Source organism: Acinetobacter ursingii DSM 16037 = CIP 107286 (assembly GCF_000368825.1).
In the GTDB taxonomy this organism is placed as follows: Bacteria; Pseudomonadota; Gammaproteobacteria; order Pseudomonadales; family Moraxellaceae; genus Acinetobacter; species Acinetobacter ursingii.
This window is the reverse complement of the sequence record NZ_KB849717.1, coordinates 800214-822146: the sequence shown is the minus strand read 5'-3', so window position 1 is coordinate 822146 and position 21933 is coordinate 800214. Positions and strand designations below refer to the sequence as shown.

The following is a 21933-nucleotide window of genomic DNA, read 5'->3' as shown; positions in this document are numbered from 1 at the left end:
TGTCTCTTAATCATTTGTAAGTTGAGAAATCGCTTGAAAACCGAGTTTGGTTTTTCGAGTTAAAATAACGATTTGTCCCTGTTGAAAGCTTTCATCTTGTTCTGGTTCAACCAAGACATAATGTGTTTGTCCGAATTGATCTTTTACTTTAGCTTGAGCGGGCGAATTGGCTTGAGCAATCCCTAAAATAATTTTTGCTGGTTGCCCAATCAAATCTTCACTATAAATTGCTGTGGTTTCATCTTTTGGTATGATTTTGCTGACTAAAGCAGAAGCCCAGCGTACAAAAGGCATTGACAAAAAAAGTACCGCAGGGGCAATCAGCCATACTGAAAAATAATGTTCAGTAAAGGTATAAAATGTTCCCTGTATGATAAAACCGGTCAGGGCATAAGTGGTAAGAAAAACAATTAACCAGATTAATAAAGGGATTCTGCCTAGGTATAGCCAGTCAAAAAATTGCCAGAGCATGCCTTGATCGGCATCTAAATCGACATCAGGTTGGTAATCACTTAACTGCTCTGGAAGAAATTGATCTAAAACTTGAGATGAACCTCCAATCATAAGCAAGATAAGTTCAAGTATTCCAATGGCAAAACATAAAACTAAACTAATGCTGAAAATATAATTTGAAGGATGAGTAAACAAGTCCCACAACATAAAGCGGCTCTTTATCTTATTGAAATTAAATTATTGTTATTACTGTCTTTTCACAAGTAATTTAAAAACGATAACATTTATCATTTATAAAGTCTATTCTAAGTCTATCAATTTTATTCAATTTATTTTTTAAAGGCAATTTAAATAACAAAAGCCCTCAAATAAATAATTCTAATTTTTTTTAATAATTAGCAGACAATGCGTGAAATATATGATTTACTACTAGAGTAAATTTTAAACAAAAAAAAGCGCAATGATTGGGGTGATCATTACGCAGAACAACGAATCTGTTATAAACAGCTTCGGTTAAGGAGAAATGTCATGAAATTGGGGAAATTCATAACTTCCATGACTTATAGTAATTTTATAACTGACCAAATTCATTGGTATTCACGTTAAGTAGTGTTAAATCACGTTAATAAAGCGATTATTTTGTGAGCTGTATATCATTTAAATAATGTATTGCTATTTCTTTAAAGAATATCATTCATAAAAAAGGCTCTTAATGATAAGAGCCTTTAAATAAAACAATGATTTAATTTAGAATTTAAATAAACCTAAACCATCTTTGACTTCATCTAATGTATTTTGAGTAATGATCCGGCATTTTTCAGTACCATCGCGTAATACATCCATAATGTAATCTGGATCTTTAGCTAATTCTTCACGACGTTCACGAATTGGGCTTATTAAATCTTTTAAAATTCCTTCAAGGCGCTTTTTCACCGTACCATCACCTAAACCACCGCGACGATAATGTGCTTTTAATTCTTCAACTTCTTCTGAGTTTGAATCAAAAGCATCTAGATAAGTAAATACAATATTGCCTTCAACCTGACCTGGATCTTCAATACGCAAATGGTTCGGGTCGGTATACATGGCATTGACGGCTTTTTTAATATCTTTATCAGAGGCATTTAAGACAATGGTATTGCCCAATGATTTTGACATTTTGGCTTTGCCATCAAAACCTGGTAAACGTGCCATGTTCGAAAGCAGGGCTTTACATTCAGGCAATAAGTCTTGACCGATTTGACGATTGACGCGACGAACAATTTCATTGGTCTGTTCAATCATCGGGATCTGGTCTTCACCCACAGGCACTACAGTCGCTTTAAATGCGGTAATATCAGCCGCTTGTGCCACTGGATAGCATAAGAAACCAGCGGGAATATCGCGCTCAAAGCCACGCATCTGAATTTCAGATTTGATCGTTGGATTGCGCTCCAGACGTGCGACGGTTACAAAGTTCAGATAAAGCATGGTCAATTCATTCAGTGCCGGTAAGCAAGACTGAACGCAAATTGTGGTTTTAGCAGGATCGATCCCTACTGCTAAGTAGTCCAGTGCAACTTCTAGGATATTACGGCGCACTTTATCTGGATTATCTGCATTATCTGTTAAGGCTTGAGCATCTGCCAATAATAAATGTTGATGATGGCTGTCCTGTAAACCTACACGTGAGCGTAGTGAACCTACAAAATGGCCTAAATGAAGCTGTCCAGTGGGACGGTCGCCAGTCAAAATAATTGGACGATGATCAAGATTACTCATTCTCTATTCCAAAGTAGTATGAATCTACATATCATTAAACGATTGAATAGGCGACATTGTACGGCATAATTTTTTTTAATGTCAGTCACAATAAAAAAGAAGCCTAAAAAACCTAAGGAAAATTAAATGGCGAGTAGCTTACTTTTATTATTAGATGATATTGCCACTGTGCTGGATGACGTTGCCGTCATGAGTAAAATGGCAGCAAAAAAAACAGCAGGCGTACTGGGCGATGATTTGGCTTTAAATGCTCAACAGGTCAGTGGAGTACGCGCTGATCGTGAGCTTCCTGTGGTTTGGGGCGTGGCTAAAGGCTCTTTTATTAATAAACTGATCTTAGTGCCTTTGGCCTTGCTCATTAGTGTGGTTGCGCCATGGTTGATTAATCCTTTGTTGATGATTGGTGGTTTATTCTTATGTTATGAAGGTGTTGAAAAAGTTCTTCATTCTTTACATCATAAAAAAGCAGCGACAGCGGAAGAAGCCGTAGAAAAATTGGTGAAAGATGAAACTGATTTAGTCACCTATGAAAAAGAAAAAATCAAAGGTGCTATTCGTACCGACTTTATCTTATCAGCTGAAATTGTGGTGATTTCTCTGGGGACGGTGGCGGCCGCATCTTTTATCTCTAAAGTGACGGTATTGAGTATCATCGCCATTATTATGACAGTGGGTGTATATGGTTTCGTTGCCATGATTGTCAAAATTGATGATTTAGGACTTTATTTGACGCAACAAACATCAAATGTAAAACAAAGTATTGGACGTGGTTTATTGGCATTTGCGCCGAAGTTGATGAAAACACTGACAATCGTAGGCACGATTGCAATGTTTCTTGTTGGAGGCGGTATTATTGCGCATACCATTCCATTGTTACATCACTTTACTGAAGATACCACAGACCATCTGGAGCTGATTCCAAACGTTGGTAATATTATTGGTGCAATCACCCCGACGTTGATCAATTTTGCAGTGGGGATGATTGCTGGTGTCATCGTATTATTGGTTGTAAGCTTAATTCAAAAGCTGTGGCCTAAAAAAGTAACTTCATAGAGTTGAATGAAGTCATCATTATAATAAAAGATAAGAGGTGAATTATGCGCTGGAAAGGTCGTCGTATCAGTACCAATGTGGAGGATCGTCGTGGTGGCGGCGCTGCCAAAGCAGGTGGTATTAGTATTTTGGGTTTAATTGTTGCTTTTGTGGCATGGAAGTTTTTTGGTGTCGATCCACAAATGGCTTATCAGGCGACTAAAAGCGTTACTCAACAACAGCAGGTCAGTGATCAGGCTCCTCAACAACTGACACCTGAACAGGAGGAGGCTTCTGAATTTGTCGGCACAGTGTTGGCTGATACAGAAGATACATGGTCGCCGATTTTTAAACAGTTAGGCGGAACTTATACTCCACCAAAATTGGTCATGTTTTCTGGCGCGATTCGTTCAGGCTGTGGTACAGCTCAAGCTGCAATGGGGCCTTTTTACTGCCCAGCAGATCAAAAAGTCTATATTGATACCACTTTCTTTAAAGAGATGCGTCAGCAAATGGGAATATCGGGTGAGCAAAATCAAACTGAACTTTCCCGTCAAGATCAAGCAGGCGATTTTGCACAGGCTTATGTGATAGCACATGAAGTCGGTCATCATGTGCAAAATCTGCTTGGAATCTCTTCTCAGGTACAACAAGCACAGGCGCAAGGTAGTCGTACCCAAGGCAATCAGCTTTCGGTTAGATTAGAATTACAAGCCGATTGTTTTGCAGGTATCTGGGCAAATCATAATGAGCAGAGAACCCAATTTTTAGAGCAAGGTGATATTGAAGAGGCGATGGATGCCGCACAAAAAATTGGTGATGACTATTTGCAAAAACAGGCAACAGGTCAGGTGGTACCAGACAGCTTTACCCATGGTACCAGTCAGCAACGTATGCATTGGTTTCAGGTCGGACTTAAAACGGGTGATTTAAACCAGTGTAATACTTTTGAATCCAATCTCTAATAAAAAATAAAGGGCTTATCTAAGCCCTTTATTTTTAAGATTTATTCATGTTCATTGTGCTGCGGAGGTGGATAACGGAATCCACGTGTTTTGTAAGCTAAATAGCCGACTCCAATCGCAGCCCAAATCAAACCAATTTTCAGTGCAAGTTGATCGATTTCAAGCCACATCATAAATACACTGGCAAAACCAAGTACAGGAATAACGATATAATTAAAAATATCTTTGATATTTTTGGTACGTCCATCACGCAATGCATAGCGTGAAATCACTGAGAAGTTGACAAAACTAAACGCAGTTAACGCACCAAAACTAATTAGATTGGCGATATGTTCAAAATCAAGGAAACCTGCTGCAAGCGCCACCACCCCTACAATGATGATGTTATAGGTAGGTGTATAAAGCTTAGGGCTAATATGTCCAAAGATTTTCTTGTTAATGACCCCATCACGACCCATCACATACATTAAACGTGAAACACCAGCATGGGCTGAAATCCCTGATGCCATCACCGTGACAATGGCAAAATAAAGAATCACCGTTTGGAAAGTGATCCCGCCAATTGCCAATAAAATTTCAGGCTGGGTTTCATCAATTTTCTTGAAGTAATTTGCAGGGTCACTCGGAAAGTAAATCTGCATAAAATAGGTGCTAATAATAAAGATCACCCCTGCAATTAATGCAGTCAGGAAAATGGCTTTAGGCAATACTTTTTCAGTGTCCTTGGTTTCTTCCGCCAAAGATGACAATGCATCAAAGCCCGTAAATGAGAAACACAGAATGGTTGCACCTGTGATCAGCGCACCAATAGATGTCATCTCATTCCAGAAAGGTGCGATGCTCCAGAGTTGGTATTGTGATTGATCCAGACTACCATCGGCATTCATGCCCTGAGTGAGCAGCAAATAGACTTTATACGTAAAGTAGAAAATGACACCAATCTGGATAAAAACAATCGTACTGTTAAAACGAGCCACAAAACGAGCACCAAACAAATTGACCACAGTCATAATGATGGTTAAGCCAATGACCCAAATCCAGTTATTGACATCTGGAAACAGCGCACGCAGATAAATATCGGCCAAAATAATATTGACCAACGGAGAGAGTAAATAATCGAGCCATGATGACCAGCCCACCATAAACCCGACATTGGGATGAATGGATTTTTGTGCATAAGTATATGCTGAGCCAGCAGAAGGATACCGCCTAATCATATGTCCATAGCTGATGGACGTAAGTAGGATTGCAATTAAAGCAAAAATATATGACGTTGGTACATGTCCATGGCTATCTTGTGATACGAGACCAAACGTATCAAATACAGTCATGGGCTGAATGTATGCCAAACCGATGATAATGATGTGCCATAGCACAAGATTTTTTTGCAGTTTAGCCGCAGGTTGAGTCCCAGTGTGAGTTGTCAACGGCGTATCCTCATAATCGTTGATCAAGGATCAGTCATGTCTGTTAAGGATCGTTTGAGACGAACGATCCCCCCTATATGAAAAAGTAAAGTGCGCCAATCTATCCTAAATCGATGCCTTTTGTCAGTAACTTTGTGGATTTTTTAGCAAATTTTTTGCCAATTTGCTAAAAACTATGATGAATGAAAATCATAAAAAAAGAAAAGAGTCTGAATGACTTGAGAATTCAGACTCTTACTTAGAGTAACAACAGCGAATGCGTTTTAAATTACCATGCTTTTTGTAAAATGGCTTTTAAATCGTCAAAGTTCGCTTCTTTGGGATTATAGATAATTGAACCATCATTGAGCGCTTTTTCTGCAATCTCATCAAGCTGTGCTTCTGTCACTTTACCTGTTTCACGTAAATTACGTGGCAATTTGGTCATCATGAATAAACGGTCACGCATGGCTAAAATAGTCGAAATGGCTTTTTCAGCACGAAGATGAGCAGGGGTTTGTGCATAAATATCTGCGCCCGCCAATGGCAGTAACAATTCGCCGATTTTGTTGCCATTTACTTCCTTGTTGTACTCAAGCACATACGGTAAGAATAAGTTCATGCAAAGACCATGTGGTAAGTGTGCAACTGCGCCTAATGCATGCCCAAGCGAATGTACCAAACCGACCATAGAATTAGAGAATGCAATTCCGCCCATGGTTGAAGCTTGTGCCAACTCTAAACGACCTTGTGCATCTGATGGGTTTTCGATGACATTAAACAAGTTTTCACTAATTTTTTTAATGCCCGCACTTGCATAGGCATCGCTTAACGGATTTGCGGCTAGACAAGTATAAGCTTCCACACAATGCGTCAGTGCATCCATACCTGTCATGGCAGTTAAATGTGCAGGTAAAGTTTGGGTCATACGTGGATCAAGAATCGCAGCATGCGGCATGAGATAATAAGATGCAAATGCCAGTTTTACATTCTTTTGCGTATCTGAAACCACCGCAACCATGGTGACTTCCGAACCTGTTCCTGATGTGGTTGGAATCACAAAAAATGGTTTGAGTGGTTTAGGTAAGTTATGTGCACCAGAATACTTGAGTAGATCGTTACCACCCTCAGACACTAAAATATTGGTTGCCTTTGAGGTATCAATCACTGAACCACCACCGACTGCAATAATTGCATCGCAGTTGTTGTCACGATAAAACTGGGCAGCATTACGGACGGTTTCCAGACTTGAATCTGGTGGCACATCATCAAAAATATAGCCAATTTCAGCATCAGTAGATGCAAAAGCCGTTTCAATCGGCTCAAGTAATTTATTTGCTCTTACGCCTTTATCTGTAATGATCATCGGACGTTTTGAACCTAAAGTCGCAAGTTCAAATGGAATGTGTTCTAAAGCAGCACTGCCTGCAATGACTTTAACTGGACAAAAAAATTCATAATACGGTTTAGCCATTTTATACACTCCGTTTTAAGTATGACTGTGCGACTTTCAGATAAATATTGGCTGCTTCGCTGAGTTTATCTTTCAAACTAAGCTCGGTTGGATATTGTTTTACGGCGAGCGATGCCACGACTTTTGGTAAAATTAGAGATTCCATTTTATTGAGGCAGCGTACCAGTCGAATTGCACTGGAGACATCGCCATCAGCAATCATACGGTCATTTGCAAATGCCTGTGCCGTACTTTCCTGAAATGAAAATACCATAAAAGCATGGGTTAAATGCTTGAAAGTAATGGTCAAATCAGGTTTTTCCTGTTCAAGCGAAATCAGTTGCAATTTTTTATCTTCAGTCACTTTCGCGACAAATGCAGGCCCATTAGGGAATACATTCATGGATAAAACAAAGCCTACTGGAAATTTCGCCACTTCATTTTGTATTTCTTGATCGACCTGATTTGCCATCACGAGACCACGTCCAATCACATCCATCATGAGTTTGACGTAGCCCATTTGCAATGCGGGTTTTACGGTTTTACTTGAAATCACACGTTTATCCCTTTTAACATTCTAATTTTGAGTTTTAGAGTAATTACTCTAAATAGTTTTTTGGAAAAAATAAAGTAAATTATGCAGAGGTGACTTCTACGTCACTAAAGTAATCGGTGTTGTTAAAATATTCAACTACATCTGAAGCAAGCTGTTCAAACGTTGGATAATCTTGAACAAGGTCAGATAAGCGAACCATCTCCAGCCCCGCATAACCACAAGGGTTAATGGTTTGAAAGCCAGTTAAATCACAATCAATATTTAACGCTAACCCATGATAGCTGCGTCCACGTCGGATTTTAAACCCGAGTGATCCTATTTTACGTTCGTCCACATAAACGCCCGGTGCATCAGGTTTGGCATAGGCCTTGATTGCATATTTGTTTAACAGATCGATCATCAGCTTTTCAGCAAAAGAGACCAATGTTCGTACATTCCATTTCAAGCGATTTAGATCAAACATAAAATAAATGACCATTTGACCTGGGCCATGCCAAGTGACTTGCCCACCGCGATCGGACTGTACCACAGGGATATCAGTTGGAATTAAAATATGTTCGGGCTTACCTGCTTGTCCCTGCGTGAGCACATCTGGATGTTGCAAAATCCAGAGTTGATCGGGTGTATTTTCATCCCGTTGTTCAGTCAGATTTTTCATTTCTTGAAAACGATCAGCATAAGGGGTCAAGTTTTGATATTGACGTATAGTCAAAGTTGGTTTGATTATGACGTTATTCACAAATGTCAGCCCTATGTTCAATCAAAATACTTGTTCATTATAAAGAAGTTAGTTATGAATAAAATCATGGATCACACTGATTTATATGTGATGTGTGTAAATCACGAATAAAAAGCGCTATAAAATCATTCATAAATTGGTTGAGATGGTTGAAGAAGCAACTTTTTATTTGATTAAAGACCCGATCATTGATTTTAGATTCTGTTCAGCCATAAAAAACACGCCTACAGGCGTGTTTTTTATTTGTCGCTTTGTTTTAGAGTGCAGTACGAATGTGTTCACATGCAGCCAAGTCAGCATATAAGGCATGTACTTGCTCAAGCTCATCAAAACGCAATTGCGCAGTAATCGAGTGATATTTTCCAGTGCGAGATGGTTGCACTTTGAGTGAATCGCCATCAAATTCTGGAAAATGTTTTTGCAAGATATCAATCACAGCAGTACGAAGCTCATCTCCCGCATTACCAATCAATTTGATTGGATAATCCATTGGAAAAACCCAAAGATGTTCTTGTAATTCGCGAGAAGGAGTACGGTCTAACATAACATTCTCCATATGAAATGCCTGCGAAAATGCAGGCATTGTATGTATTTGAATATTAAATGGGGACAGTCACTCAAATTTCAAGTGACTGCTCATTGATTCAAATTAGTCATTTTCAAGGAACGAACGCAAGTGTTCAGAACGTGAAGGATGACGTAATTTACGCAGTGCTTTTGCCTCAATCTGACGAATACGTTCACGGGTAACGTCAAATTGTTTACCTACTTCTTCCAAAGTATGATCGGTTGGCATATCAATACCAAAACGCATTTTTAAGACTTTGGCTTCACGTTCAGTCAGATTTTCCAGCACTTCACGAGTGGCTTCTTTCAAGCCTTCTGAAGTCGCTGCATCCACTGGTGAAGTGATGTTTGAGTCTTCAATGAAATCACCCAAATGCGAATCTTCATCATCACCAATTGGTGTTTCCATCGAAATTGGCTCTTTGGCAATTTTCAACACTTTACGAACTTTGACTTCGTCCATTTCCAGACGTTCGCCTAATTCTTCTGGTGTCGGTTCACGACCCATTTCTTGTAATAACTGACGTGATACACGATTGATTTTGTTAATGGTTTCAATCATGTGGACAGGAATACGAATGGTACGCGCCTGATCCGCAATCGAACGGGTAATCGCCTGACGAATCCACCATGTTGCATAGGTCGAAAACTTATAACCACGACGGTATTCAAACTTATCCACTGCTTTCATCAAGCCGATGTTACCTTCCTGAATCAAATCAAGGAACTGTAAACCACGGTTGGTATATTTCTTGGCAATCGAAATCACCAGACGCAAATTAGCTTCCACCATTTCTTTTTTGGCACGACGAGCTTTCGCTTCACCAACTGCCATGCGTTTAGAAATATCTTTGATTTCGCGAACATGAAGATCGAGATCTTTTTCGATATCGGCAATTTTTTGCTGGAATGCCAAGACATCAGGACGAACTTTTTCTAAGTACGAACGCATTTCAGCAGGGGCTTTTGCAATCTGTTCATCGAACCATGCTGGATTAGATTCCTGACCAGGAAAGCTGGTACGGAACTGATTACGATCCATACGACCACGACGCACTGCATAACGCATGATTTCACGTTCATTAGCACGGATTTGTTCGTGTGTACCACGGATCATTTCTGAAATAATATCAAATAGACGTGGTGTAAATTTGAACATCATAAACACAGATGCAAGTGATTCTAAAGCTTCATTGGCTTGTTCACTGCTACGACCATGTTGTTCAATCACCGCTTTGGTATTATTCCACGCAGCTTCTAATTCTTCAAAACGAACTTTCGCAACTTCTGGGTCTGGACCAGATTCACCTTCAGAATCATCATCACCTTCAGATTCTTCTTCTTCGTCATCATCATCCAGTTTCACCTCTTTAGTGGTCTTAGATGAAGATTCTTCGTCTTCCTCCAGTTCAGCTTCTTCTTCAAGCACTTCTGGAATGTCTTCATCGGTTTCAGGATCAAGATAACCTGAAAGAATATCGGCAAGACGACGTTCACCAGTTAAAAAGTCATTATATTCTTGTAATACAACTTCAACAGCATTTGGCCAGTAAGCGATTGAGTGCAAGACATCACGGATACCTTCCTCGATACGTTTTGCAATGCTGATTTCACCTTCACGAGTCAGGAGCTCAACTGTTCCCATCTCACGCATGTACATACGCACTGGGTCAGTCGTACGCCCAGGCTCACTTTCAACCGATGCCAATACCGCAGCCGCTTCTTCTTCTGCAACTTCATCGGCAGCTTCGGTGGATTCGCCAAACATTGCATCATCAGATTCAGGCGCACGTTCATGCACAGGAATACCAACGTCCTGAAGCATCTGAATGATGTCTTCAATCTGTTCGCTTTCGGTAATTGAGTCTGGGAGATGATCGTTGACCTCAGCGTAGGTTAAGTAACCTTGTTCTTTGCCTCGGCTAATCAGAGCCGCTACTTGGGAAGTAGGGGAATGCATATCGCTCATCTTTGCTTACTCTTCGTTGAATCTGTGGCAGTAAAAAACCGTGCATGATAGCACAATTCGCTCTAAATGTTTTCGATTTGATCGCTTACATCTGAATTAAAAAATATATTTGATTTCACAGCTATTTTTTGAATATTGGGTTGGAATTGTTTTTTTCAAGTTATGTCATCCTAAATTTTTCATCAAGAATTATCGATAGACGTTAGCAAGAGTTTTATCAATATACAAATTTTTTGATGAAAAAAGATACAAATAATCCGCTAAAGTCGAAAAAAATAAAAAAAACTTGACATGCCCGATTAGGCAAGATAAATAGCGCCTAGACCTATTCACATTTTTTCACTACGAGGTAGTTTTAGTGTCTTCTACAGATTTTGAATTAGATGATAGCTACGGTGATGATGATGATGTTAGTTTTGATGAAGCATCAGGCAAAATCAGTGCAAAAGAGTCATTGGAAAAGCGACGTTTAATTGATGATCTTTTGGCACAACGCCGTTTAGAGCGTGAGTTAAAAGACTTTGATTATGACTTTGATGACGATGATCTGGATGACGAAGACTAATACAATCAGACACCGCATAGCGAACTGAAAATGTTATGCTATATGCTATTTATTGATAACACTGGATAAACAATGAGTACCTTGGATTTAGATCAATTAAGTGATTATCTTGATGGTGACCAAAATGAACATGGTCTGGATTTTGCGGCCACTCATGGTTTTCTGTGTGCGATTGCAGTTGGCCCGCAGTTTGATCGCTGGTTAGATGAGTTATTTGAAAGCAATCAGAAAAAAGTTCCTGCTGCGATTATTGAACAAATTAAACTTTGGCTAGATTCGATTCGTCAAAACTTGGCCAATGAAGAAGGGATTGAATTTCCTTTTGAAATTGAAGAAGCAGACGTGGATTCAAGTTTAGGCGACTGGAGCGTCGGTTTTGTCGATGCAATGTTCCTAAATGAAGAAGCATGGTTTGCACCAGAATATGAAGAACAATTAGTTGATTTGACTTTGCCAATCATGGTGTTTAGTGGCATTGATGAAGAAGATCCTCAAATGGAATCTTTCCGTCGTAATGGTCAGTTGATGGACGAATTGGCGGAAGAAATCCCAGATAATTTAAATGAATTGTATCTGATGTATCACACGCCTAATTAAATGTTCACTTTACGAAGTGAAGCAAAGCAATAATAAAAACACCTCAAACTGAGGTGTTTTTTATGCTTATATTTTCGTGCGAAGTAACCAGACTTTACTGCGAGGATGATCTCCTTTATTTTTTTGCGCATCCACATATTGTTCTGTTAAACATTTGATGTCATAAACATGATGATAAAGCTGATGAATCTCGTCAGATTCAACGGAAAACGGAGGCCCTTCAAAGCTGCCCTGATCATATTCATAGCTAATCAGAAATTGAGGTGCCGCCTGACTGATCTGAATCAGGTGTTGTGCATATTGTTGTCTCATTTCATAAGGCAAGGCAATCAGCGCAGCACGATCATAAATCGCATCGACTTGTCCCAATTGTTTTTGAGTCAGATCAAAAAAGTCACCGACGAAAATATCGATTTGTGGATGTGAGTAATGAATCAGATTATTTTGTTCTGACATTTCAAAATCAAATCCAAAATCTGTGCTGAGTTGTTCAATTAAAGCAACCACTGCAATTTGGCTGAGTTCAATTGCAATCACACGAAACCCTTGTTGGAGCAACCAACGAATATCGAGTGTTTTACCACTTAAAGGCACAAAAACACGTGAATTAGGCTTTAAATTTAATCCATTAAAATATGAAACCATGAGCGGACTTGGCACAAATTGGTGAAATCCGATTCGATTTTCCTGCCAGCGCTGGTGCCAAAATTCGTGTTGCATAGTTACCTCGGTTTAATTTTATAAAATTTACGATAGAGCCACCATGCACAAAAGCATAAGGTAATCGCTAAAATGATATATCCCACCCGATGCATAATCGTAAACATCAGTTCTTGATTTTCACCAAAATAAAAACCGATGCAGGCTAAAAATGTGGTCCAGATAATGGTACCTAAACTGCTATACAGCATGAACTTGCTAAAAGGCATTTGACTCATGCCAGCAGGAATACTAATTAAAGAGCGAACCGCAGGAATCATTCGCCCCCAAAACACGATGCGATGTCCATATCGTTCAAACCAATTCAGCGCTTTCTCTAAATCTTTGGAGTGAATAAATAAGTATCGCCCGTAACGATCGACCCATCTAAACAGTGCTTTTTGGGGGATTTTACGGCCAATGGCATACAAAACGGCAGCAGCCAATATCGACCCTATACTGCCTGCAATAATCACCCCTACAATCTGAAGCTGCCCACGAGAAGCAGTATAGCCCGCGCTCGGCATAATCACTTCTGAGGGGATGGGAGGAAAAACATTATCCAGAAACATCAAAAAAGCGATGCCGAAATAGCCCAGACTCTCAATGATCTGGATGATCCAATTGTCCATAAATATGTATTGGTAAATACATTGATATTAAAGATTAAGTCTCTGTTTTTAAATCTTTCTTATGTAAATAAGCGTATGTAATTTTTTCTATACATTTCCCTACATAATCAGGCATGTAACTTAAAGCAGCATCGCTTAGGATGGAATGATGATAATAAAAGGATCAGGCTATGCAACTTGGCATTACCATGTTCGGAGATTCGCGTTTTGATTTGGCGACAAATCAAATTCAGTCTCCTGAAATTCGGATGAAAGAAATTATTGAAGAAATTAAATTGATGGATGAGGTGGGGCTCGATTATTTTGGCATTGGTGAACATCATCGGGCGGATTATGTGGTTGCAGCGCCCGAAATTATTTTGGCGGCAGCAGCGACTCAAACCCAACATATTATTTTGGCAAGTTCAGTTTCGGTGATCAGTTCTGCTGATCCTGTCAAGCTCTTTCAGGATTTTGCCATGATTGATCTGTTATCTGATGGACGTGCCGAAATTATGGCAGGACGTGGCTCATTTACTGAATCATTTCCCTTGTTCGGTTATGACCTCGATCAATACAATGAAATTTTTGAAGAAAAACTCGATTTATTATTAAAAATTAATGCAAATGATCCGATCACTTGGAAAGGTAAATTTCGTCCAGAACTCAACAATCAGGAGATTTATCCACGGCCTAAACATGGAAAATTACCGATTTGGATCGCTGTCGGAGGTACCCCGCAGTCTGTCGAACGTGCTGCACGTTTAGGTTTACCTGTCATGTTTGCGATTATTGGTGGTCATTATCATAACTTCAAAGCTTTATTTGATTATTACCGACAAGCGTATCAGGCCTATGGTCACGATATGCAGAATTTTCAGGTCGGCGTACACATGCATGCTTTTTTTGTCGATGATAGCCAGCAACTCATGAATATTCATTATCCCACTTACGCCGCACAAATGAATCGTGTAGGCGCGACACGCGGTTGGCCCAGTTATAAACCCAAACAATACGAGCAGGGACGTAGTCAGGCAGGTCACCTGATCGTAGGTGATGCAGCCTATGCCGCGGATAAGATTATTGAAGTCATTGAGACTTTTGGGCTGACTCGATTTGCGGCTCATCTAGATACTGGAGCGATGGAGCATCAGCATATGATGCGCGCTATTGAAATTTATGGAACAAAAATAGCACCAGAAGTGAGAAAAGCGGTAAGTAAATCCGTTTGAAAAAGGATGCATCATCAACAAAAAAGTGAGGCAGGGATATGACACCGATCAAAATCAGGCAAGTGACTCAGCAAGACAAAGACTGGATGATTGAGCTATACCACCATAATTTAAAACAACAGATGAATCAAACTGGACGAAATCTGGACGCGGGTTTTGTACAGGACAATCCACATTTTGATCAACTGGTGCAACACTGGATTGAACTATCGGCTATTTCTGTGGCTGAGATAGAAGAGCAAGCTGCTGGTTTTTTGGTGATACAACGTGAAATTGAGTCTGAAGGCCCAGAGATTTTGGCGTATATCCAAGAACATGCCAATATTTTAATCTTACAGGAAACCCCTTTGGCAGATTTACGCTATGCAGCTTATGGTCCGATTTTGGTCGATGATCAGTTTCGTGGCAAAGGCGTTGCCAAAACCTTACATGATCAAGCCTTAAAAGAACTAAAAGCTGAAGGATTCGATGCCATTGTGGCTTTTATCGATGCGGATAATCCTATTTCGCTTAAAATTCATGATGCTTTGGGCATGCAAGTTTTAGATAAAGTGGTTTTGGCCTCGGGACAATTTTTTATCTTAGGGCAAATGGCGTAAAAACCATAAAAAAGCCGAAATACGAATTTCGGCTTAAATCTATTCATGAATGCATAGAAATCTTAAAGGCGTTTACGTTTTGCGGCGGCAATTTGTGACTGACGCATACGGAAACCTTCTTTTTGTTTCTCAGAAGTTTTGTCGATACAGTACACGCATGACACGCCATGTTCATAACTTGGTAAAGCTGATTCTTCAGGAGTTAAAGGCCAGCCACAGGCATGACATTTGATATTCTGACCTTCTTCCACGCCATGTGTTACCGCAGTACGACCATCAAATACAAAACATTCACCTTCCCACAAGCTTTCTTCGGCAGGCGTTTCTTCCAGATATTTTAAAATACCGCCTTTGAGATGATAAACCTCGTTAAAACCTTCTTGCAAAAGTAAAGAAGTTGATTTTTCACAGCGAATCCCGCCCGTACAAAACATGGCAATTTTTTTGTCTTTGTGCTGTTCCAGATTTTGTTTGACATATTCTGGGAATTCACGAAAAGTTTCAGTTTTTGGATCAATCGCGCCCTTAAATGTTCCCGCTTTATATTCATAATCATTACGGGTATCGACTAAGATCACATCGTCACGGCTAATCAGTTCGTTCCATTCTTTGGGATCAAGATAATGGCCGACTAAATCACGTGGTTTGACCTCAACACCCAAGGTCACAATTTCTTGTTTAAGTTTGATCTTCATTTTACGAAACGGTTTTTCAGAGCTTAGTGACTCTTTGTATTCCATCGCTTGAAAACCTTCATTCAATAAAAACTGACGAATCGTATCGATGGCCTGACGATCACCCGCAACCGTACCGTTAATTCCCTCACTTGCAACGATCAGAGTTCCACACAGATTAATGGTTTTGACTAGATCCAGAAGACGTTGCTGTAAATCGGCAGCATTGCTAACTTCTTTAAATTGATATAGCGCGGCAACAACCCAATCAGTGGTCGCTTGCTGTTCTACAGGTGCAAGCTGTTCTACAGTAGCGTTCATGGAAAACTCCAAAAGATGAGAGAAAAATTCTGGCGCGTATTTTAGCGCGAAATATAGAATTAGGCGAGAAAGTAATACATTTCATAGGGATTATTTCAAAATCTAAAAAAGTATTTAGCTCAAAATAAAATCTTTCTGATTACAGTGAGATATCCGCGGTGTGAAGATATACATCAAATAACTGTCGTATTTCTATTCAAAATACCAAGTATTGTGGTTAAAATTTCATTGCATACAAGATATAGTATAAGCAGATGACCTAGAATAAACGAAGCTCCATTTGATTGGGGCTTTACGCAGAGAGACAAATTTTGAGTAATGATCGCCGCATCCCTACGATAACCCCATGTGCAGGACGTTGTTCAACGACGTTCGGGGATAATGTTTGTCGTGGATGTCGCCGTTTCAATCATGAAATTATACGCTGGAATACATTTACGCTTGAACAGCAGCTCAGTATATGGAAGCGTTTGGATTCACAATTAGATCAGATTTTAATTCCCATGCTGCCCAATGCCAATTTAATTGTGGTGATGCAATTTCTAGAGTTAAAGCGTGTTCGTGTGCTTGAACATGCGACGAAAGGACGAAAGTTATATCATGCGCTGAAACTTTGTGAAAAAAATAAGCATCTGGCTGAGGAGAGTGGTCTATCAATTCGCGGGGATCAGGTTAAAGCTATTTGGCAGGAATTTGAAAGACGTATCTTATCATTGGCACAAGCCAGTTATGACTTTGCGTGGTTACGCGCAGACGGGATGCGGACTCATTTGCTACCGATAGTCGAAGAATCTTAAAAAAGCCCCGTGGAGGGGCTCTCTCGATTTTAAATATTATGTTTGATTCGATATTGAACTAACTCTTCAATAGTGATCACAGTAAGGTGATGGGTCTGAGCATAAGCTAAGACTTGAATGCCCGATGCCATTGTTCCATCGGGATTTGTTAACTCACATAGCACTCCAGATGGTTTTAATCCTGCAAGTCGAGCAAGGTCAATCGTGGCTTCTGTATGACCACGTCGGCTTAAAATGCCACCATTACGCGCACGTAAAGGAAATACATGGCCAGGACGATTGAGGTCACTGGCAACAGCGCCATCTTTAATCGCGGTATGAATTGTAGTGACGCGATCCTGTGCAGATACACCCGTAGTTACGCCTTGAGCTGCTTCGATCGTCACAGTAAATGCAGTATGAAACTGACTTGAGTTATTTTGTACCATTGGCGGTAAGTCTAAATGATCGGCAAGCTGTTCCGTTAAGCAAAAACAGACAATTCCAGAACCATCACGGATCATGCGTGCCATGGTGTCTACATTTAATGTTTCTGCGGCAACGATCAGATCCGCTTCATTTTCGCGGTCAAAATCGTCCATCACTAGAACAGGTTTGCCTTGACGTATATCTTCTAAGGCTTGTTGAATTCTTTGTTCGGCAGGGGATAGAGCTGAAAAGAAAATTTCAGGTTGAATTAAACTAGACATGTGAAATGCTCTCGTAAAGTTACGGTTAAACATTTCAGGACTGATGCAGAAATAGGGTCGTGACAATAGAACAGAAATGTTCTACTGTGAAACGTCGTCTTCTTTCATCCGGACTATACCGTCGGCTTTGGATTTGCACCAAATCTGCAATTGACCAGATACAGTCAAGCGCTCGCGGGCTTACTCATGTTGAGTTTACCGCCGGTGGGGAATTACGCCCCGCCCTGAAGCGATGTTCAATAATTATAGTCGTTTTCAACTAAAAAACGAGTACTTTTTTAGAACAATAGGTTCAAAGCTTATTTCAAATAGGCATAAAAAAGCCCGCAAATGCGAGCTTTTTATTCATTTCTAATTTTTAAGCCACTTGCACTGGGATACAGTTTGCAGTGTGATTCACGGTGTTATCTGGATTCGCATAAACTAAACGCGGTTTATGGGCATTTGCTTCGGCTTCAGTAAAGTCCCCAAATGTTGCAATAATCACAAGATCACCCACATCAGCCTGATGTGCTGCGCCACCATTGACTGAAATAATACCCGAATTGTCTTCACCACGAATCGCATAAGTCGCAAAACGTTTACCATTGGTGACGTTCCAGACATGAATTTCTTCGTATTCGCGAATTCCTGCTAAATCCATTAATACGCCGTCAATTGCACAAGAACCTTCGTAGTGAAGTTCGGCATGCGTAACCACTGCACGGTGAATTTTGCATTTTAATAAACGAGATAGCATGGCTAGCGTCTCCTGAGTTGACCTAAGCGTATGATCTTATGGTTGAAACGTAATCTGACTTTTTGAGTCGGCATTTGCATGCGCATTTTGCTCTTAAAAGATGCGTATGGCAAGCAGCAATATTCGACAAATCATATTAATTGGGTTTATAGGCGTTGATTTGATTCATTGCCTGTGAAATTTGTCCATCGACCATCAATTTCACTTTGCTTAATGCATGATGAATTGCATCATCCATCAATTGTTGTTCATCTTTAGGGGCTTTACCCAGTACATGTCCTGAAACACGTTCTTTCGAACCAGGATGACCAATACCAATGCGTAAGCGATGGAAATTTGCACCAATATGCGGAACAATGTCACGCAGACCATTGTGACCACCATGACCACCACCACTTTTTAGGCGAATGACACCAGGATTCATATCCAGTTCGTCATGAGCAATTAAAATGGATTCTGGGGCAATTTGATAGAATTTGGCAAAGGGAACAACACTTTGACCAGAGCGGTTCATGAATGTGGTTGGAATCAATAGACGGACATCATGTCCTTGTATTGTACCACGCCCAGTATAACCGTTAAATTTTGGATCTTTTTTGAGTGTAATACCATACTGATCTGCAAGTTGTTCAACAAACCAGAAACCTGCATTATGGCGGGTTTGAGCATATTCCGCGCCGGGATTGCCCAAACCAACAATTAGTGAAATATTTGACACTAATTTACGCTCAACACAACTTACGCGCGTTTAAAGTCTGCGTGCATTGGTGTGTTTTTAGCAGGATGACGTTGCAACGCTTGGATTTTAACGTTTTCAACTTTGTCACCAATTTTGATTTCAACAACTTCTTCAAAGAATGAATTGTTTTCTAACGCTTTAACAAGTTCACGAAGTTCTAAAGTGACTGTTACAGGCTCTGCATTACCACCATAGATGATAGCAGGAATTAATGCTTCACGACGAAGGCGGCGGCTCGCACCTTTCCCTTGTTTGTCGTCAGCACGCGCTTGAGCGTTTAATACGAAATTTGCCATGAGTAAATCCTCATTAAGGTTTAAATAAACTAAACTTGCGACCAGTTTAGTGATAGAAAACCCCAGCCAAAGCTAGGGTTTAGAAAAAAAGCTGCGCTATTATAGATAACTATCGAACATTGCGCTAATAGATTCTTCGTTATTAATACGACGAATTGTTTCAGCAACCATGCCCGCAACTGAGACTTGACGAATCTTGCCTAAGTTCTGCGCTTCCACAGAAAGAGGAATGGTATCTGTCACAACCAATTCATCAATCACAGAATTAGTCAGGTTTTCAATCGCTTTACCTGAAAGAACAGGGTGAGTTGCATATGCAATCACACGGCGCGCACCAAATTGTTTAAGTGCATCGGCTGCTTTACACAATGTACCTGCTGTATCGACCATGTCATCAACAATGACACAATCACGGTCTTTTACATCACCAATCAAATGCATCACTTGCGATTCATTGGCTTTTTGACGACGTTTATCGATAATCGCTAAATCAATATCACCCATTTGCTTGGCCACTGCGCGCGCACGAACAACACCACCAACATCTGGCGAAACGACCATTAAGTTGTGATGCTGTTGTTGACGTAAGTCAGCAAGCAATGCAGGAGTACCATAAATGTTATCGACAGGAATATCAAAGAAGCCCTGAATTTGGTCAGCATGTAAGTCAATCATCACCACACGGTCAATACCAACTGTAGTCAGCATATCTGCAACGACTTTTGCAGTAATAGGTACACGCGTTGAACGTGGACGACGGTCTTGACGAGCATAACCAAAATATGGAATCACAGCCGTAATACGTCCCGCACTGGCACGACGCAAGGCATCTGCCATCACCAGAATTTCCATCAGGTTATCGTTGGTGGGTGCACAGGTAGGCTGAACAATGAAAACGTCTTTGCCACGCACATTTTCAGTAATTTCGACAGTGATTTCACCATCAGAAAATTTACCTACAGCAGCGGCTCCCAGAGGGATGTGCAAATGACTAACGACTTTTTGAGCAAATTGTGGATGAGCAGTTCCACTAAAAACGACAAGATTGGGCATGAAGCACCTGAGCGAGGATTACGTGAAGCAACGCTTCACCCGAGCGCAAGGGAAAAAAGCATTATTTTCCAAAGGGGTAAAGCAATGCTTTGCCCGAGCGCAAAAGAAAAATATTTCATTTTTCTAACGGGTAGTTTAAGGAACAATCTGTTATATGGCAGGGGCGGCTGGATTCGAACCAACGGATGCCGAGATCAAAACCCGGTGCCTTACCACTTGGCGACGCCCCTAATGCGGCAGAACTTTAATATTTTTACCTGTTTATGTCAAGAAAATTCAACAAAAAACAAAGTAAAAACCAGTCTGACTTTCATGATGTAAATGGCAGGGGCGGCTGGATTCGAACCAACGGATGCCGAGATCAAAACCCGGTGCCTTACCACTTGGCGACGCCCCTAATGTGAAATCTGTAATGGCAGGGGCGGCTGGATTCGAACCAACGGATGCCGAGATCAAAACCCGGTGCCTTACCACTTGGCGACGCCCCTAATACAGAAATCTCAGATGTGATTGGCAGGGGCGGCTGGATTCGAACCAACGGATGCCGAGATCAAAACCCGGTGCCTTACCACTTGGCGACGCCCCTATCTTCAAAGTCGAAAATCATAGAGTGGAGATTGTTTTAAACTATTCACCACATAAGCTTTACATGGCGCATTTTCAACAATTTCAGCAATATTCATTTCAGCATTGATCTCAGTAAAAACACAAGCACCTGTTCCTGTAAGCTTTGCCTGACCAAATTGATCTAAATAATGCATCGCTTCATCAACCTGTGGATATAGACTTCTAGCAATAGGCTCAAAGTTATTTCCAAAGCTGGATGGCTTTAACTGATAGGCGCAAAATGTAGTAGGCTTGGAATCTCTTGTCAATGTTTTTTGCGAAAAAAGTAATTGAGTGCTGATAAAACAGTCAGGTTTTAAAATGATGTATTGTTTTTGAGCTAAGTCTATGAATGATAAATGTTCACCGACACCTTCTGCCCATGCATTTTGCCCATGCACAAACACAGGAACGTCAGCGCCCAACTGTAATCCAAGCTCTGCCAGTTGCTGAATATTGAGACCACATTGCCAGAGTTGATTGAGCACAATAAGGGTAGTGGCAGCATTGGATGAACCTCCGCCTAGCCCTGCACCCATCGGGATATTTTTCTCGATTTCAATCTTTAGGCCGCATAATTTTTGAGCATAAGGTTTTAATATTTCTGCGGCACGATAAATTAAATTATTTTTCAGATCGACTTGTTCAAGCCCTACGATTTCTATGGCTGAATCATCATTTGGATAAAAGTTCATCCAGTCATATAAATCAATCAACTCAAAAATGCTTTGCAATTCGTGATAGCCATCTGCGCGACGACCTGTGATATGCAGAAACAAATTAAGTTTGGCAGGAGAGGGAACCCGAATCATTAT

At 40.4% G+C, this 21933-nt stretch carries 24 protein-coding genes, 4 tRNA genes and 1 riboswitch; of the genes, 7 read left to right on the top strand and 21 right to left on the bottom strand.

Features of this window, described 5'->3' with window-relative positions; translation table 11 throughout:
- Positions 1-6 precede the first annotated feature (6 nt).
- Both F944_RS11430 and trpS read right to left on the bottom strand, forming a co-directional pair.
- Entirely contained in the window at positions 7-660 is a 654-nt protein-coding gene (locus F944_RS11430) for a YqiJ family protein (protein WP_004990677.1), read from the bottom strand.
- A gap of 540 nt (positions 661-1200) precedes the next feature.
- Positions 1201-2214 (bottom strand): tryptophan--tRNA ligase, encoded by a 1014-nt coding sequence (trpS, locus tag F944_RS11425; RefSeq protein ID WP_004990674.1) that lies wholly within the window; start codon positions 2212-2214, stop codon positions 1201-1203.
- A 126-nt stretch (positions 2215-2340) separates the two neighbouring features.
- On the opposite strand from trpS, the gene F944_RS11420 reads away from it, so the two are divergent.
- Entirely contained in the window at positions 2341-3267 is a 927-nt protein-coding gene (locus F944_RS11420; protein ID WP_004990673.1) for a DUF808 domain-containing protein, read from the top strand.
- 44 nt (positions 3268-3311) lie between these two features.
- Positions 3312-4211, top strand: coding sequence for a KPN_02809 family neutral zinc metallopeptidase (gene ypfJ, locus F944_RS11415; RefSeq protein WP_004990670.1), 900 nt, complete (start codon positions 3312-3314; stop codon positions 4209-4211).
- Between the two features lie 41 nt (positions 4212-4252).
- On the opposite strand, the gene F944_RS11410 is transcribed toward ypfJ, so the two are convergent.
- From F944_RS11410 to rpoD, 6 genes are all read right to left on the bottom strand, one after another.
- Entirely contained in the window at positions 4253-5638 is a 1386-nt protein-coding gene (locus F944_RS11410) for an APC family permease (RefSeq protein WP_004990667.1), read from the bottom strand.
- Positions 5639-5906: 268 nt separating this feature from the next.
- Positions 5907-7091, bottom strand: coding sequence for an iron-containing alcohol dehydrogenase (locus F944_RS11405; protein ID WP_004990666.1), 1185 nt, complete (start codon positions 7089-7091; stop codon positions 5907-5909).
- Between the two features lies 1 nt (position 7092).
- Positions 7093-7626, bottom strand: coding sequence for a hypothetical protein (locus F944_RS11400; RefSeq protein WP_004990664.1), 534 nt, complete (start codon positions 7624-7626; stop codon positions 7093-7095).
- Positions 7627-7705: 79 nt separating this feature from the next.
- Entirely contained in the window at positions 7706-8365 is a 660-nt protein-coding gene (gene lipB, locus F944_RS11395; protein WP_004990662.1) for a lipoyl(octanoyl) transferase LipB, read from the bottom strand.
- A gap of 256 nt (positions 8366-8621) precedes the next feature.
- Entirely contained in the window at positions 8622-8909 is a 288-nt protein-coding gene (locus tag F944_RS11390; protein ID WP_004990660.1) for a YbeD family protein, read from the bottom strand.
- A 105-nt stretch (positions 8910-9014) separates the two neighbouring features.
- On the bottom strand, positions 9015-10901 hold the full coding sequence (rpoD, locus tag F944_RS11385; RefSeq protein WP_004990659.1) for an RNA polymerase sigma factor RpoD: 1887 nt from the start codon (positions 10899-10901) through the stop codon (positions 9015-9017).
- A gap of 358 nt (positions 10902-11259) precedes the next feature.
- On the opposite strand from rpoD, the gene F944_RS11380 reads away from it, so the two are divergent.
- Positions 11260-11466, top strand: coding sequence for a PA3496 family putative envelope integrity protein (locus tag F944_RS11380; RefSeq protein ID WP_004990657.1), 207 nt, complete (start codon positions 11260-11262; stop codon positions 11464-11466).
- Between the two features lie 72 nt (positions 11467-11538).
- The gene (locus F944_RS11375) at positions 11539-12063 is read left to right on the top strand and encodes a YecA/YgfB family protein (RefSeq protein WP_004990656.1); all 525 of its coding nucleotides are present in this window, start codon (positions 11539-11541) and stop codon (positions 12061-12063) included.
- 66 nt (positions 12064-12129) lie between these two features.
- Here the strand turns inward: F944_RS11375 and tmpT are convergent, their stop codons facing one another.
- Complete coding sequence (gene tmpT, locus F944_RS11370; RefSeq protein WP_004990654.1) at positions 12130-12783, bottom strand: thiopurine S-methyltransferase; 654 nt, start codon at positions 12781-12783, stop codon at positions 12130-12132.
- 2 nt (positions 12784-12785) lie between these two features.
- On the bottom strand, positions 12786-13394 hold the full coding sequence (locus tag F944_RS11365) for a DedA family protein (protein ID WP_004990652.1): 609 nt from the start codon (positions 13392-13394) through the stop codon (positions 12786-12788).
- A gap of 170 nt (positions 13395-13564) precedes the next feature.
- On the opposite strand from F944_RS11365, the gene F944_RS11360 reads away from it, so the two are divergent.
- Positions 13565-14605 carry an Atu2307/SP_0267 family LLM class monooxygenase gene (locus F944_RS11360; protein ID WP_004990646.1) on the top strand — a complete coding sequence of 347 codons (1041 nt, stop codon included), beginning with the start codon at positions 13565-13567 and terminating at the stop codon, positions 14603-14605.
- Positions 14606-14643: 38 nt separating this feature from the next.
- Complete coding sequence (locus tag F944_RS11355; protein ID WP_004990644.1) at positions 14644-15204, top strand: GNAT family N-acetyltransferase; 561 nt, start codon at positions 14644-14646, stop codon at positions 15202-15204.
- A 62-nt stretch (positions 15205-15266) separates the two neighbouring features.
- Here the strand turns inward: F944_RS11355 and trhO are convergent, their stop codons facing one another.
- Positions 15267-16199, bottom strand: coding sequence for an oxygen-dependent tRNA uridine(34) hydroxylase TrhO (gene trhO / locus F944_RS11350; protein WP_004990642.1), 933 nt, complete (start codon positions 16197-16199; stop codon positions 15267-15269).
- 311 nt (positions 16200-16510) lie between these two features.
- Between trhO and F944_RS11345 the strand changes: the two genes are divergently transcribed.
- The gene (locus tag F944_RS11345; protein ID WP_004990639.1) at positions 16511-16996 is read left to right on the top strand and encodes a DUF1289 domain-containing protein; all 486 of its coding nucleotides are present in this window, start codon (positions 16511-16513) and stop codon (positions 16994-16996) included.
- 29 nt (positions 16997-17025) lie between these two features.
- Here F944_RS11345 and ribB read toward each other — a convergent pair whose 3' ends face one another.
- From ribB to ispE, 10 genes are all read right to left on the bottom strand, one after another.
- Complete coding sequence (ribB, locus tag F944_RS11340; protein ID WP_004990638.1) at positions 17026-17685, bottom strand: 3,4-dihydroxy-2-butanone-4-phosphate synthase; 660 nt, start codon at positions 17683-17685, stop codon at positions 17026-17028.
- A gap of 92 nt (positions 17686-17777) precedes the next feature.
- Positions 17778-17920, bottom strand: a riboswitch (FMN riboswitch).
- Between the two features lie 123 nt (positions 17921-18043).
- Positions 18044-18424 (bottom strand): aspartate 1-decarboxylase, encoded by a 381-nt coding sequence (gene panD, locus F944_RS11335; protein ID WP_004990637.1) that lies wholly within the window; start codon positions 18422-18424, stop codon positions 18044-18046.
- A 136-nt stretch (positions 18425-18560) separates the two neighbouring features.
- Positions 18561-19142 (bottom strand): aminoacyl-tRNA hydrolase, encoded by a 582-nt coding sequence (pth, locus tag F944_RS11330; RefSeq protein ID WP_004990634.1) that lies wholly within the window; start codon positions 19140-19142, stop codon positions 18561-18563.
- A 20-nt stretch (positions 19143-19162) separates the two neighbouring features.
- Positions 19163-19459, bottom strand: a complete 297-nt coding sequence (gene rplY, locus F944_RS11325) for a 50S ribosomal protein L25 (RefSeq protein WP_004990631.1) — start codon at positions 19457-19459, stop codon at positions 19163-19165.
- 99 nt (positions 19460-19558) lie between these two features.
- On the bottom strand, positions 19559-20512 hold the full coding sequence (locus F944_RS11320; RefSeq protein WP_004990629.1) for a ribose-phosphate pyrophosphokinase: 954 nt from the start codon (positions 20510-20512) through the stop codon (positions 19559-19561).
- A 155-nt stretch (positions 20513-20667) separates the two neighbouring features.
- A tRNA-Gln gene (locus tag F944_RS11315) sits at positions 20668-20742 on the bottom strand.
- A 92-nt stretch (positions 20743-20834) separates the two neighbouring features.
- A tRNA-Gln gene (locus F944_RS11310) sits at positions 20835-20909 on the bottom strand.
- A 16-nt stretch (positions 20910-20925) separates the two neighbouring features.
- Positions 20926-21000: transfer RNA gene (locus tag F944_RS11305), tRNA-Gln, on the bottom strand.
- Positions 21001-21023: 23 nt separating this feature from the next.
- A tRNA-Gln gene (locus F944_RS11300) sits at positions 21024-21098 on the bottom strand.
- Between the two features lie 4 nt (positions 21099-21102).
- Positions 21103-21930, bottom strand: coding sequence for a 4-(cytidine 5'-diphospho)-2-C-methyl-D-erythritol kinase (ispE, locus tag F944_RS11295; RefSeq protein ID WP_004990625.1), 828 nt, complete (start codon positions 21928-21930; stop codon positions 21103-21105).
- Positions 21931-21933 lie beyond the last annotated feature (3 nt).